Genomic DNA, 14,862 nt, shown 5'->3' on the forward strand with positions numbered 1-14,862 from the left:
GCTCTTTTCGACAAACCCAACCATTAAAACCATCAAAAACCTGGCTATAGTGCCGGGAGATTCCTTAAAATGAGGCTTTGGCTGAGCACTCGCTCTGCTTATCCGGCCCCTGGCTGATTTTTCCGGAGTCTATTATGTTAGAAGTCATTATTTTAGCGCTGGCGTTAAGCATGGATGCATTGGCTGTTTCCATCGGGCTCGGCTCGAAACATGTTCTTAATGCCAAATCGCTGTCTTTATCAGCAGCTATCTATTTCGGCGTTTTTCAGGGGATTATGCCATTAATTGGTTACCTGGGCGGTCAGGGGCTATTTGGCCTGATTGGCAGCTTTGCACACTGGATTGCATTTATCTTATTACTCTTTATCGGCGCTAAAATGGTTTTTGAGGCAATGTCTGAAGGAATTGAAGAAGGTATCGCCAAAATCACATCCCGGGTCATGCTAGTGCTGGCGATTGCCACCAGTATTGATGCCATGGCGGCCGGGTTCTCGCTGACATTAATGGATTTAAACCCCTTCCTCGCATGCCTGATAATCGGTATCACTACTTTTATTTTTAGTTTTCTGGGTGTGCATATCGGTGCTAAAACCGGTACCTGGCTGGAGAGTAAAGCTGAGCTTATCGGCGGTATAGTGCTCATCCTGATAGGGTTTAAAATATTATTGTTTTAGCTCTGGTCAACACCACCGTGCCTTCTGTAGAACCCCGAGACCAGGCTTATGCAGCGCTCGGCCTTGCCAGTGAAATGGTTAAAACCGCACCGGACAGGTTATTCAGATTGATAACGGCGGATTTCGGTTATTATTAATTCACTGAACCGGCCAAACGCCGATTCTTTCACCCAGGCTTGACCCCGTCGCCATCATCATTGTCAGCAACTCAACGACAAAGAGGCGATAATGATGATTAGACATCGACAAATGAGTTTGTCAATTACACGGGGGGCGGCAATAGCTTTAACCGCCATACTGGCAAGTGGCTGTGTTTCAAAATCCTCGCTCCCGGCAATATCCCAAACCAATGATGCTGCCACTGTAACTATCTATCGTTCAGATGAATTACAGGGCAGCCTGACCGATGTGTACATTGGTTGGGATGATGAGTACTTTATTTCACTGGCACCGCAGCAGCATACCCAACTGTCAGTTAACCCGGGATTTAAAACCTTCAAAATTCGCGCTCACGCTGACTGGAGCAATGAGCTGGCCCTTGATTTAAGCCCACAACAAAAGGTGTGCCTGATAGCCGAGGTGAATCCACAAAATGTGGTGGGGCTTAACTGGGTTGTGTCTGGCTATCGGTTGCGACAGCTTCCCTGTGAATCACTTACGCTGTAAAGAGAGCCTGTTTCATTTACCATAAAAAAGCGGTAACTTATCTTTAACCAGCCACTCATGAACATTACAAGGATTGTTATGTCGGCCGTTTCGGGATATTTAGTTGCCGCTTTACTTAACCTGGCCAGTGTTACCCCGGCCGCTTATCAGAAGCCCGCATTTTTGCACAACCACTCCTCTGCCGTAGTATCGCTATACCAGACGCTCAGCCAGTACAGCAACAGTAAAGATGACGCTTCAGAGGTTATCCAACAAGTGAATAGTCTGCTTGCTTCAGGGGTTGAATTAAAGCTTGCTGATATGGTGGTGATAAGTATGGCGATGCAGAACGCCATCAACTATCAACCGGAGCAGGTAGAACAAATTTACCTGTCGATAAAGTGTCGTTACAAGCATTCCCGCAGGTTAAGAAATTATTTTTTTAGTTGCACTTTATCCGGCCGGCAAAAATTACGTTCAACCATAAAAGCCCTACGTTACAGCTTGTCTATGCCGAGCGAATTTGAACAAGAGTTGTCTTTTATAGGCCATACCTCGGATGATGAGGAGCTAATGTCACTGGCTAACACCCGATACGGTGAGATCAGCTATGAATCGGTGTATCAGGCTTTTTTGTATCGTGCTCTGACAAGTAATCCCCTCGAGCATCCAAATACCATCGCACTATTGTTACGAAACCTGGCCCTCGCCCATAACCAAATTGGCAGTAAAAATATTGAACGACGGCTGATTGTACTTATCAGGGAGTTGGAAACAGAGAACGTTATACCCCATTTAACCAACGGCCCTTCAGTATACAGCTACCTGACTCCGTAATAGTCACCGTTCAGATGTAAAGAATCCACCTTCTAAAGAAGGTGGCTTTGCATTCCCCTCCTACAAGGGGGCTCTGTTTAAATCGAAGAAAAGACAATAATTATGCCCTTCTTCAGTGTTGTGATTGTCACTGGCAGACATAACAAACTAGAAGAATCATCATGGATGAGGATTCAGTCGATGCGGCACAGGGGTGACGAATAACCGAAATGCCAGTGGCATTTCGCAGTATGAGGAACGACACGCCATGGATGGCGTGGCTGGGATGAATCACAGGGACGTTTGTTACTATAGCTGTCGGCGACTCCGACAACAATGTATAGACACCTTTCTTTGCCAGCTTAAATCTAGGCGGGCAAAGCCCTACCACGAATGATAACCACCGACTGACGTAGGTGGTTTAGGGCCGAAAACAAAAAAAGCGCCATTCAGGCGCTTTTTTGCGTTGGTCAATCGCCGATTAGCGACGCAGACCAAGACGTTTGATCAGATCAAGATAACGTTCTGCGTTTTTACCTTTCAGGTAATCAAGCAGTTTACGGCGCTGGCTAACCATGCGCAGCAGACCACGACGTGAGTGGTGATCTTTCTTGTTTGATTTGAAGTGTGATTGCAGCTTGTTGATGTTGTGCGTTAACAGTGCAACTTGTACTTCAGGTGAACCAGTATCACCTTCTTTAACGCCATATTCAGCAACGATGCCTGCGGTTTCTTCTTTAGTTAGTGACATAATTTTCTCCTGTTTTTAAACCTGCCGGACCGATCACTAATTCAGTCTGACAAAACTGAGCGCGTATTATACTTGGCGTGGCCCCATGCGCAAGTGATTTTAAGCGTTTACGACTCTGCGCTGTAAACCACACTACGTCGGGGCGCAACAAACACCTGATCAGCCGGGGCTTTTTGATCTTTAGGTGCACAGACCCCCTCGCCGACGCCGAGAAAACGAGCGGGAGTGGTGCTGCTATCGTAAATACGATACTGCTGCCCTTCGGCAAGGCCATCCGTGTGCAATGGCGTGACACTCTGGCCGTGCTGTAACCGGTGTGTTTCAGCTGCGGATAGCTCAACAGCAGGTAAGCTTTTTACAGCGGTGTCCATCGGTAACAACAGCGCATCGATGGCCTCGTACTCGCGCTTGGCAATCTCCTGTTCCACCATCGCTTCGAGGGCTTCTACGGAAATCATATTCGGCGTTGGATAATCTGCCACTTTGGTTCGGTGTAGCCGGGTGACATAAGCGCCACAGCCTAACTGCTGACCAATATCATCTACCAGTGAACGGATGTAAGTTCCCTTACTGCAGCGCACCCGCAAATCCACTTCAGGCAGCGCGATACGCGTAATTTCCAGCTCAAAAATAGTGATATCCCTGGCTTCCCGAGGCACTTCAATGCCCTGTCTGGCATAATGGTATAATGGCTTACCCTGGTACTTAAGCGCCGAAAACATCGATGGCACCTGCTTGCTGCTGCCTAAAAACGACAAACACGCAGCCCGCACTTCCTCTTCAGAGCATGAGACATCTCGCTCTTCAACGATTTCGCCATCAGCATCAGACGTAGTGGTACGAATGCCAAGACGGGCGGTGACTTCATACTCTTTATCGGCGTCGAGCAAGTACTGAGAAAATTTAGTGGCTTCACCTAAACACACCGGTAACATGCCGGTAGCCAGCGGATCGAGTGCACCGGTATGGCCGGCTTTTTGAGCCTGATATAGCCAGCGCACCTTTTGTAAAATTTGATTTGATGAACCGCCCAGGGGTTTATCAACTAACACAATGCCGTTTACTGCCCGGCCTTTGCGTTTTCTTGCCATGCCTGATTATTCCTGCTCGTCGTCGTTATTCGACCGTTCTTTATCACGAGCGATAGTTTCACTCACAAGATTAGATATACGCATGCCTTCGGTAATCGACTTGTCTTCAAAGAAATGCAGGTGCGGTACAGCACGCATACGCAAGCGTTTAGCTAACAAGCTACGCAGAAAACCGGTATTTTCGCCCAGCTGTTTCATTTGCGCTTTGGTTTCCTTTTCATCACTGTTATAAAACGTGATAAAGATCTTGGCATGCGCCAGGTCCCGGGACACCTCCACATCAGAAAGCGTAATGAAAGGCAGACTTCCTACCCGATGTTTGTATTCATTTTGCAGCAAACTGGCCACTTCTTTGTGGATTTGCTGGGCAACCCGATCAGTTCGAGAAAATTCCCGAGCCATAGTTACTCTCCTCTGTTTTGCAATCTGCTCTGCCTTTAGTGTAGCGGACTATTGCACAGACAAAAGCGGGGGCTTCAGAGCCCCCGCTATACTTTAGTTATTCGCTGAGCTTAGATTTCGCGTTTAACTTCAACTACCTGGAAGACCTCGATTTGGTCGCCCACTTTTACGTCGTTGTAATTTTTAACGCCGATACCACATTCCATACCGTTACGAACTTCCTGAACGTCATCTTTAAAGCGACGCAAGGATTCGAGCTCACCTTCGTAGATAACCACGTTTTCACGCAGTACGCGAATCGGATTACTACGTTTAACAGTACCTTCAGTTACCATACAACCGGCGATCGCGCCCAGTTTCGGTGACTTGAATACGTCACGTACTTCGGCAAGACCCATGATTTCCTGTTTGAACTCTGGTGCCAGCATACCACTCATGGCCGCTTTCACTTCATCAATCAGATCATAGATAACGCTGTAGTAACGTAAGTCGATTTCTTCTGCTTCAATCACGCGACGTGCCGTTGCATCGGCACGAACGTTAAAGCCCACCACGATAGCACTTGATGCTGCAGCAAGACTGGCGTCGGTTTCAGTAATACCACCTACACCGCTACCCACGATATTCACTTTAACTTCACTGGTAGACAGCTTAGTCAGTGACTCAGAAATCGCTTCAACAGAACCTTGTACGTCTGCTTTCAGCACTACATTCAGCTCGCTTACGTCACCGGCTTCCATGTTAGCAAACATGTTTTCCAGCTTGGCTTTCTGCTGACGAGCCAGTTTAAGTTCACGTTTCTTCTGATGACGTTTACCGGCCACTTCACGCGCCTTACGCTCATCCTGCACTACCAACGCGTCCTCACCCGCAACCGGTACGCCTGAAAGACCCAGAATCTCTACTGGCGTTGACGGACCGGCCACTTTGACATCGTTACCGTTCTCATCACGCATGGCACGAACACGACCGTATTCTTCACCACACAGCAGGATATCTCCTGATTTAACTTCACCTTCCTGCACCAGTACCGAGGCAATCGGGCCACGACCTTTATCCAGGCGAGACTCAACTACAATACCGCGACCAGGTCCGGTTGGCGTTGCTTTCAGGTCGAGAACTTCAGCCTGCAGGGAAATAGCTTCCAGCAGTTCATCAACGCCCATACCCGTTTTGGCTGACACGTTTACAAACTGGTGCTCACCGCCCCACTCTTCAGAGATAACTTCCAGTTGCGACAGTTCGGTTTTAACCCGATCCGGATCAGCAGCTTCTTTATCCATCTTGTTCACAGCAATGATCAGTGGTACGCCTGCTGCGCGACTGTGCTGAACCGCTTCTTTAGTCTGCGGCATGACACCATCGTCTGCAGCAACAACCAGCACAACAATATCCGTTGCCGTAGCACCGCGTGCACGCATAGCCGTAAAAGCGGCGTGTCCGGGCGTATCCAGGAACGTGATCTTGCCATTTTCAGTGTCTACACTGTAAGCACCAATGTGCTGGGTAATACCCCCCGCTTCACCGGCCGCCACTTTAGCGCGACGAATATAATCAAGCAGTGAGGTTTTACCGTGGTCAACGTGACCCATGATGGTTACCACCGGCGCACGGGTAGTTTTATCACCATTACCAGAGCCCGCTAACAACTCGTCTTCTAACGCGTTGTCATTAACCAGCTCATATTTATGACCCATCTCTTCAACTACCAGTACAGCAGTGTCCTGATCCAGCACCTGGTTGATGGTTGCCATTTCGCCCATTTTCATCATGGCCTTAATGACTTCCTGCACCTTGATTGCCAGACGGCTGGCCAGTTCGCCTACCGTGATGGTTGCACCAAGCTTAACCACACGCTCAACAGGCGCGGCCGGCTTGTTAAAGCCTTGTTTCAGGCTTTCACTGGCTTTCTTGTTCGGCTTCTTACGACGACGTGAAGAACGCTCAACCTGCATATCTTCTTCGTCTTCCGCTTCCTGAGCATAACGGTTAGAGTGCATGTGCACTTCTTCGGCTTCTGCTTTCTTACGGCGCTCTTCTTCTTCTTTCCAGCGACGTTCGTTCTCTTCAGCCAGTTTACGTGCTTCATCAGCGGCTTTTTTGGCGTCTTCTTCCAGTTTACGCTGCGCTTCTTCTTCCTGCTGCTTGCGTAAACGCTCTTCTTCCTGACGCGCTTCTTCCTGCTCTTTTAACTCTTCTTCTGACAGCTCAGACTCAGCTTCTGCGCGAGCAGCAGCTTCCTGCTTGGCTTTTTCAGCACGGCGAGCTTTCTCTTCTTCCGCCGCTTTACGGGCTTCTTCAGCCTTACGCGCTTTTTCTTCGGCCGCTTTACGGGCTTCCTCAGCCGCTTTTTCTTCCGCTTCACGCTTCAGACGGGCTTCTTCTTCGCGGCGTTTGGCTTCTTCTGCCTGACGCTGCTCTTCAATGTCCGTTCGTTTCACGTAGGTACGCTTCTTACGAACTTCAACCTTTACTTCTTTCGACTTACCTAAACTTAACGTGCTGGTTGTTTTACGTTGCAACGTCATTTTCTTAGGTTCACCACCATTGGTGCCACCGTGCTGTTTGCTCAGGTGGTCCAGTAGTTTGCGTTTCTCATCTTCAGTCACGTTCTCACCGGCGGCTTTTTTAATGCCGGCGTCGCTAAACTGACTCACTAACCGGTCAACGCTAGTCCCGATATCACTGGCGAGTTTTTCAATGGATACATCTGCCATTACGCGTTTTTCCCCTTGTCGACCTTATTCTTCGTTGAACCAGACTTTGTTTCGTGCAGCCATAATCAATGCACCGGCTTTCTCTTCGTCCAGTCCTTCTACATCACTGATATCATCGGTGCCCTGTTCAGCCAGCGCTTCCAAATCGATAATACCTCTACTTGCCAGAACGTACGCCAGGTGCTTGTCCATACCTTCAAGGTTCAGCAGTTCCTCGGTGGGTTCTGAGCTCTCAAGCGATTCCTCGTTGGCTAGCGCCTGAGTGGTCAGTGCTGCACGTGCACGATTACGTAATTCTTCAACGGTGTCTTCATCAAGGCCGTCAATGGCCAATAATTCGCTGACTGGCACATAGGCAACTTCTTCTAATGAAGTGAAGCCTTCCTCAACCAAGACACTTGCGAAGTCTTCGTCGATGTCCAGACCGTTAACAAATACCGCCAGAACCCTTTCGTTTTCTGCCTGGTGTTTCTGGTTCAAATCTTCAATGGTCATTACGTTCAGTTCCCAGCCAGTCAATTGACTTGCCAGACGAACGTTCTGTCCACTCCGACCGATAGCCTGAGCCAGGTTATCGGCTTCTACTGCTACTTCCATGGTATGCGTGTCTTCATCAACCACAATGGATGCGACCTCAGCAGGTGCCATTGCGTTGATAACAAATTGCGCCGGGTTTTCGTCCCATAACACAATATCGACTCTTTCTCCGCCCAGCTCACCGGATACTGCCTGTACCCGTGAACCACGCATGCCTACACAGGCACCAACCGGATCAAGACGCTTATCGTTGGTCTTAACCGCGATTTTGGCCCGTGAGCCAGGATCCCGTGCGGCGGATTTAATTTCTAATGTCTCTTCAGCGATTTCTGGTACTTCCAGACGGAACAGTTCAACCAGCATCTCCGGATGGGTACGGCTTACGAACAGTTGCGCACCGCGTGCTTCAGGGCGGATGACATACAGTAAGCCGCGCACCCGGTCACCCGGACGGAAGGTTTCGCGCGGCAGCATATCATCACGGTAAATAACGCCTTCAGCATTGTTACCTAAATCGATGATGATGTTGTCACGATTAACTTTTTTAACGGTACCGGTTACCAGTTCGCCAACTTTATCTTCATATTCGGCAACCATTTGTGCACGTTCTGCTTCGCGAACCTTCTGAACAATAACCTGTTTGGCGGTTTGTGTAGTGATTCGGTCAAAGGCTATCGACTCGATCTGTTCTTCAACATAATCGCCCAGTTGAATTTCCGGTTCGTCGATTTGGGCTGCTGACAGGGTCAACTCCGCAAATGGGTTTTCCTGTTCCTGATCGTCGGCAATAACCAACCAGCGACGAAACGTATCAAAATCACCGGTTTCACGGTCAATGCTTACGCGTACTTCAATTTCGCCTTCGTTTTTCTTTTTTGTGGCACTTGCAATGGCAAATTCTAACGCCTCAAAAATCTTTTCTCTTGGCACTTGTTTTTCATTAGAAACGGCTTCGGCCACTAACAAAATTTCTTTATTCATTTTTGCCTCACTGGTTGCATGCGGATGGGCACGCAGTTTTATTCCGTATTATTCGAATGTTGGAACCAAATTACCTTTTTCAATCCCGCTGACCGGCAAATTAAATTGCTCGCCATCGACCTCGATAGTTAACGTGCCATTTTCACACGCCAGTAATTTCCCCTTGAAATTGCGTCGGTTATCCAACGGCAATGCCATTCTGACAGCGACGGTTTCGCCCACCAACTGTGCATAGTGCGCCTCTTTAAATAGCGGACGGTCCATACCAGGCGATGAGACTTCTAAGTTGTATTCAGTATTGATTGGATCTTCCACATCCAGGACCGCACTGACCTGATGGCTGACATCCGCACAATCATCTACGTTGATGCCATTCTCATGATCAATGTAAACCCGCAGGATTGAATGCTTTCCGGCGCGGACAAACTCCACTCCCAATAATTCAAACCCCAATGCTTCTACCGCCGGATTCAACATTTCGCTTAAACGTTGCTCTAGCTTTGACAATCCAAACCTCCAAAAACGAAAAAAGGGCATAATGCCCAATATACTGATACCTTGCTCGGTATCGCTTTGTGCGTGAGACCGAGCTAACAAAAAGCCCCGATTAAACGGGGCTTTTTGCAATAAAAATTCGGTCCCTTTTGCCCATATCAGGCAAGGTTGCTATTGGTGCAATACAACAATAAAAACCCGTAAGGCTTAGGCGCAGGTAATCACTAATTACCGGTACCAGCCATAATCTGACATGCATTATACTGCCTGCTTGTTGATTTAGCAACCGCCAATCCCGCTTCAGACTGGATTGTCACGATAATTTAATCTTCCCGCCAGCGTTCCTTAATGGTCAGAATTTCCTCAAGATTTTCTTCTAGTAACGTAATAAGGAGGGGTTCGAAGTGTTTGCCTGATTCGCTTTTCATTACCGCCAGGGTTTTCTCTACTGTCCAGGCTTCCTTATACGGGCGTTTACTGGTGAGTGCATCAAACACATCCGCTACTGCCACAATACGCCCTTCTACCGGAATATCTTCCCCTTGTAAGCCGCTGGGATAACCAGAGCCATCCCACTTTTCGTGATGGGTCATCGCCACGGATTTTGCAATCCGTAATAGATCGGAGTCTGCCTCGCCTAAAATTTCCGCACCTATTTCCGGGTGCGTTTTCATCACCGCAAATTCTTCATCGGTAAGTTTACCGGGCTTGAGCATAATGTGATCCGGAATACCTATCTTGCCAATATCATGCATGGGAGCAGCATGCAGCAGAGTCTCGGCCTGCTCTTCATTTAAACCATAGGCCAATGCCAATACCTTTGAGTAATGACTCATGCGCAAAACATGCATCCCGGTTTCGTTATCTTTATATTCAGCCGCCCGGCCTAAACGTTGTACCACCTGCAACCGGGTACGCTTGAGTTCATCGGCCTGTACCAGCGATAAATGGGTTTTGATACGCGCTTTCACCACTGCGGGTGAAATAGGCTTGGTAATGTAATCCACACCACCTACCGCAAAACCTTCGGTTTCGTCCTGTTCTTCACTTAGCGCGGTAACAAAAATCACCGGGATAGCCCGGGTAATGACGTTTTCCTTTAGCGCCTGACACACTTCAAAGCCGGTCATCCCGGGCATCATTACATCAAGTAAAATAAGATCCGGTAACTGAGCCTCTGCCACACGTAGTGCCTCAGGGCCATTTTTGGCAAATGCCAGAGTGTAATGCTCTGCCAGCAAATGTTTGAGCACCCTCAGGTTTGCCGGTTCATCATCAACCACCAAAATAGTCGGTTTTAGAGCAGTGTTATGCATGGTTACTATTCGTCCAGTTTGTCGATTAGTGCAGACAGCAATGTAATCGCCTGTTCAAATTCAAAGTCTTCTATGGCATCCAGTATCGCTTGAATGTCATTGGCAAAGCAGCTGTTCTGGTAGCCACCCAGCAAGGCGAGTTCCGCCTCTTCAATGCGATTATTTTCAACTGAACGCACAATACGCTCCAGTATAGCCCTTAATGCCTGACTATCGACTACAGCAGACTGCTCCAGCGCACTTTCCTGCTCCGTAGCAACAGCGCTCTGAACTGCTGGAACCAGGTTGTACAGGTCTGCTACCGAATCCGCAGGCGCCACCTTATCGTAGCAATCCTGTTCGATAGCTTTGCAGGCATGCATGATTTTTATCAGGCCGAGGTTGCCAGCCACACCTTTAAAACGATGCACCAAGGCTTTCAGATCTGTGAAGTCCTGCTGTTCAGTCAGGCTTGCAAAGGTTTCCCTGGCAAGGGTGATATCATTACAAAAGCGCTTTATCTCTTTTACCAACTTGTGTTTGGAACCCCATAAACTCTCGCCACGGGACCAATCGATAAGAAGCGCTTCCTTGGGTTCCGCGCGCATTGCCAGCGCACTGCCCTGAATGCCCAGCACCCGGGCGATTTCATTACACAGCACCGGGAAGTCAATGGGCTTATTGGCAAAACCTTCCATGCCGGCCTCACTAGCCGATTTTTTATCCTGAGCCAGTACGCTGGCGGTCAGTGCGATAATCGGGGTGGCCTTGAGACCATTGGCTTTTTCGTATTCACGACGTTGACGGGCAGCGGTTAAGCCATCCAGCACTGGCATTTGCAAGTCCATCAGCACCACGTCGTACTGATGTTGCGCCATCTGTTCGAGGGCCTGCTGACCATCCCGGCCAATATCCACGCTATGACCGCTGCGTTTCAGTAATAAATTGAGCAGCTCGATATTTTGTTCAATGTCATCCACAATCAGGATCCGCAGGGCGGGTAACTGAATGGCGTGGAGACGCTGTACATGGCTTGTACTATCGATAGCGGTAAGCGGCAGTATAAAGCTGAACTGAGTTCCTTCTCCCGGCTTACTGCGAACCTCTATAGAGCCGCCCATCAACTCTACCAGCTGCTTGGAAATCGTGGTACCAAGTCCTGTGCCACCAAAGCGTCTCGACATCGAGGCATCCGCCTGAGCAAATGCATCGAACACCCGCTGGCATTGTTCCTGTGTCATACCAATGCCAGTGTCGGTGATAGTAAATTGCACATGGTCGTCGTTAACCTGATTCACGCGCAGACTGACCTGGCCTGACTCGGTAAACTTCACCGCGTTGCCAATTAAATTGCTCAGTACCTGACGGATACGTTCTGGCGCGCCGCGATAGCCCTGTGCGAGGTTATCGCCTAGTTTCACCTGTAAGTCGAGTCCCTTACGTTTAGCTTCCAGCCAGAAAGTAGATATCACCGTGTCGATTTCTTCGCTCAGGATAAAATCCACCAACTCCAGTTCCAGCTTTCCTTTATCCAGTTTGGCACTGTCGAGGATGTCATTTAACAAATGTAGCAATGAGCGGGCTGAACGATTAATCGTCGACAGATGCTTGTGTTGTTCAGTATTGAGCGGCGTATCCAGCAGGATGTCACTAAAACCAATCACGGCATTCATTGGCGTGCGGATCTCATGACTCATGTTGGCCAGGAATGCGGCTCGGGCCGCGGCAGCCTGTTCTGCAGCATCTTTAGCGATCAACAAGTCATCTTCCATTTGCCGGCGATCGGTAATATCCATGATAAAGCCATCCAGCCAGAGGATTTCGTTGTAATCGTCGCGAATATACCGGCCATGCTCACGCAACCAGCGGATCTCACCAGCTTTGTTGAAAATACGGTACTCCATACTGTATTCGGTTTGGCCAACCAGCGCCTGCTCGATAGTGTCCAGATCATCCGGATGAAATAAATCAACAAAGCTTACCGTCGGGTCTGGCAGTAAAAATTCATCCGGGTCGTAACCGGTAATTTTCTTTACCGCATCGCTGATAAACACCATGGGCCAGTCATGCTTATTCAAACAGCGATACGCGATGCCCGGGATATTGGCAATCAGTGAACGGAACTTCAGTTCGTTCTCACGAATGACTTTTTCCATCGCCAGTCGTTCACTGATATCGGCGATAAACAATATAAACAGGGATTCTCCGGCAACCTGGGTATGCGACAGGCTGATCCGTAATGGTACTAACTCACCGTCGCGGTTAAACGCTTCTACATCGCGACTGTTACCAATCAGTTGTATCCCCTCAGGTTCCTCTGCATATTTAAAGAACCGATAGCTGTAAAGGTGACGGCGGTCCTCGGGCAGAAACTCGGTGAGTGGCGTGCCCACCAGTTCCATTCGTTGCCAGCCGAGAATGGTGGTTACCGCTTCATTTACGGTTTGAATAATGCCTTCGTCATTAATGGTCAGGATACCCTCAACGGCAGATTCCATCAGGCTGATCATTCTGACCTGCGAACGACGGGCATCGGCTGATGCCTCACGGTATTTAACCAACAGGCTAATCCCGAGCACCAGTGCAATCATAATGGATGCGATAAAAGTGACACTGGCCGCCAGATAGAACGACATTTCTGAAGGCTGATCCGACAGTTCCAGCCCGGGAGGGCTAACAAAGCGAGCGGCCGCCATACCTGTATAGTGCATGGCTGAAATGGCACAGCCCATTACCGCCCCGGCCAGAATATTGGTGGTGAACGTGGTGAACCTATTGTTTAACAGGCGCTGCAAGCCGTGTCTTACCCATAACGAGATCATCGCCAGTACCACGGCTACGACCACCGACAATAAAAAGATGCTCAGGTCATATCGCAGCAGCGGCGCCATATCCATGGCTGCCATGCCAATATAGTGCATGGCGCCAATACCGGCGCCCACTAACCCCCCACCGATAACAATTTGTTTGTTGTTGATACGGTGTTGAGTCAGGAGGTTAAGGGCCACCCACGCAGCGGCTATTCCAGGAAGCATAGAAAGCAGGGTGGTAAACCAGGTATAAGAAACCGGCGTGCAAAGTTCAAAAGCCAGCATACCAATAAAATGCATTGACCAGATGCCACTACCCTGAGCAAACGCTCCTACGGCAAGCAATCCCCGGCGTCCCCGGCGGGTTTTGGCATTGGCAGCCTGAGTCGCCACCTGAAATCCCATAAAAGAGGCAAACACAGCAATGGCAACAGAGAGCAACACCAGTGAAAGGTTATATTCCCCCACCAGGAGTAAAGAAGTATCGGGAATAGAAAACAGGTCCGAAACAGACGGCATTACAGTAGGCCTTAGTATTTATAAACAATGTCGTCGCTAACTAAGCCTGCCTGCTTATTGCCAGCCATCTATTAACAAAAGTAAATAACGAGCTTCCCTTATTTTATGAAGCTTGCCGTAAATCCATTACGCTTGTCAAACGCTAGTACAAAACTAAATCATTCAATTACGCAGGCTTTATAAAAATACTTTATTAACCGGCATATATTGCCACATTCACTCTGTAAAACAAGGCACTAGCTTTCATCACCTGGCTGACAATGTATCAGGTTATGGATTTTAACAGGCACTTTAAACCGATTTCGGGCTGACTTTCATAATAAACTTCACTTTTCAGCACTTCACTGTTCAAATTGCGCACAACACTTAAACCTAATCCAGCATTCCCTGCCCCTCTGCGAGTAGTGAAAATCCGCTCTAACACTTTCGATAGTAGCCCTTCACTCACGCCCACGCCAAGACCATGAATAATTGTGTTTGACGTTAAGGCGGTTAGTATTTGCGTAATCACCGCAGGGTAAGTGGTGACCACAGCACCAGGTGGAATTTGGACGGCGAAAGTGATTTGTGAAGATTTGTTATGCATACCGTGAGCTTCGACAAAATCATTAACACACTCAGCAATATCTACGTGCGCCAACATATTTGCTTCATCAGTGTTTTTCACCGCCACCTGTTCAGAGATAGACAGTAATTTGGATGCCCGGCGCATGTTTTTAAGCATACTGGCCGACAGATCCTTAGCGGTATCCAGAAATTCTGCAAAGGATTCCGCATCAAGCGCCCCGCTGTTGTATTTTTTGGAAACTTCCTCGAGCAATTCAATTAATAACGTGCAATTGCCAATATTGACACCCAGAGGCGTATTTATCTCGTGGGAAACGCTCGCTACCAATCCGCTCACCGTTTCATTGCTCACGGCTTCCTGAAGTGCTGGTTGCGGGTGTTTTGTAAAAGGTGATGAATTGCTATCGTTCATAGTGTGTCTGACTATTGTGAGCCAACTGCAGGGGCTTTTGGGCAGGCTACCGCAGAATATGGACTTTAATATCGGGATTAGTCTGTTTTGGCAATATAGTGCACAACACCGCATTGCGCCAGCGCTCTGCCGTAACGGAGTCCACTGAAA

Annotated in this window: 12 protein-coding genes; 3 read left to right on the plus strand and 9 right to left on the minus strand. The window is 48.6% G+C overall.

The window, feature by feature from the left end:
• Positions 1-134: 134 nt before the first annotated feature.
• The 3 genes from C6Y40_RS15720 to C6Y40_RS15730 all read left to right on the plus strand — a co-directional run bounded on the left by C6Y40_RS15720 (position 135) and on the right by C6Y40_RS15730 (position 2,156).
• Entirely contained in the window at positions 135-674 is a 540-nt protein-coding gene (locus C6Y40_RS15720; protein ID WP_105935382.1) for a manganese efflux pump MntP, read from the plus strand.
• Positions 675-902: 228 nt separating this feature from the next.
• The gene (locus C6Y40_RS15725; protein ID WP_146129592.1) at positions 903-1,340 is read left to right on the plus strand and encodes a hypothetical protein; all 438 of its coding nucleotides are present in this window, start codon (positions 903-905) and stop codon (positions 1,338-1,340) included.
• Positions 1,341-1,418: 78 nt separating this feature from the next.
• Positions 1,419-2,156, plus strand: a complete 738-nt coding sequence (locus C6Y40_RS15730; RefSeq protein ID WP_105935384.1) for a hypothetical protein — start codon at positions 1,419-1,421, stop codon at positions 2,154-2,156.
• Between the two features lie 460 nt (positions 2,157-2,616).
• Here the strand turns inward: C6Y40_RS15730 and rpsO are convergent, their stop codons facing one another.
• The 9 genes from rpsO to C6Y40_RS15775 all read right to left on the minus strand — a co-directional run bounded on the left by rpsO (position 2,617) and on the right by C6Y40_RS15775 (position 14,712).
• On the minus strand, positions 2,617-2,886 hold the full coding sequence (gene rpsO, locus C6Y40_RS15735) for a 30S ribosomal protein S15 (RefSeq protein ID WP_105935385.1): 270 nt from the start codon (positions 2,884-2,886) through the stop codon (positions 2,617-2,619).
• 107 nt (positions 2,887-2,993) lie between these two features.
• Entirely contained in the window at positions 2,994-3,977 is a 984-nt protein-coding gene (gene truB, locus C6Y40_RS15740) for a tRNA pseudouridine(55) synthase TruB (protein WP_105935386.1), read from the minus strand.
• 6 nt (positions 3,978-3,983) lie between these two features.
• Complete coding sequence (rbfA, locus tag C6Y40_RS15745) at positions 3,984-4,379, minus strand: 30S ribosome-binding factor RbfA (protein ID WP_105935387.1); 396 nt, start codon at positions 4,377-4,379, stop codon at positions 3,984-3,986.
• A gap of 110 nt (positions 4,380-4,489) precedes the next feature.
• Positions 4,490-7,096: a translation initiation factor IF-2 gene (gene infB, locus C6Y40_RS15750; RefSeq protein WP_105935388.1), complete on the minus strand. Its 2,607-nt coding sequence runs from the start codon at positions 7,094-7,096 to the stop codon at positions 4,490-4,492.
• Positions 7,097-7,120: 24 nt separating this feature from the next.
• Complete coding sequence (gene nusA, locus C6Y40_RS15755; protein ID WP_105935389.1) at positions 7,121-8,614, minus strand: transcription termination factor NusA; 1,494 nt, start codon at positions 8,612-8,614, stop codon at positions 7,121-7,123.
• Positions 8,615-8,662: 48 nt separating this feature from the next.
• Positions 8,663-9,121, minus strand: coding sequence for a ribosome maturation factor RimP (gene rimP, locus C6Y40_RS15760; protein ID WP_105935406.1), 459 nt, complete (start codon positions 9,119-9,121; stop codon positions 8,663-8,665).
• A gap of 311 nt (positions 9,122-9,432) precedes the next feature.
• On the minus strand, positions 9,433-10,425 hold the full coding sequence (locus tag C6Y40_RS15765) for a response regulator (protein ID WP_105935390.1): 993 nt from the start codon (positions 10,423-10,425) through the stop codon (positions 9,433-9,435).
• A gap of 5 nt (positions 10,426-10,430) precedes the next feature.
• A complete protein-coding gene (locus tag C6Y40_RS15770) occupies positions 10,431-13,733 on the minus strand; it encodes an MHYT domain-containing protein (RefSeq protein WP_105935391.1) in 3,303 nt (1,100 codons plus the stop codon).
• 265 nt (positions 13,734-13,998) lie between these two features.
• Positions 13,999-14,712, minus strand: coding sequence for a sensor histidine kinase (locus C6Y40_RS15775; protein ID WP_105935392.1), 714 nt, complete (start codon positions 14,710-14,712; stop codon positions 13,999-14,001).
• Positions 14,713-14,862: the final 150 nt, after the last annotated feature.

It is taken from the genome of Marisediminitalea alba (assembly GCF_002993365.1).
Taxonomy (GTDB): domain Bacteria; phylum Pseudomonadota; class Gammaproteobacteria; order Enterobacterales; family Alteromonadaceae; genus Alteromonas; species Alteromonas alba.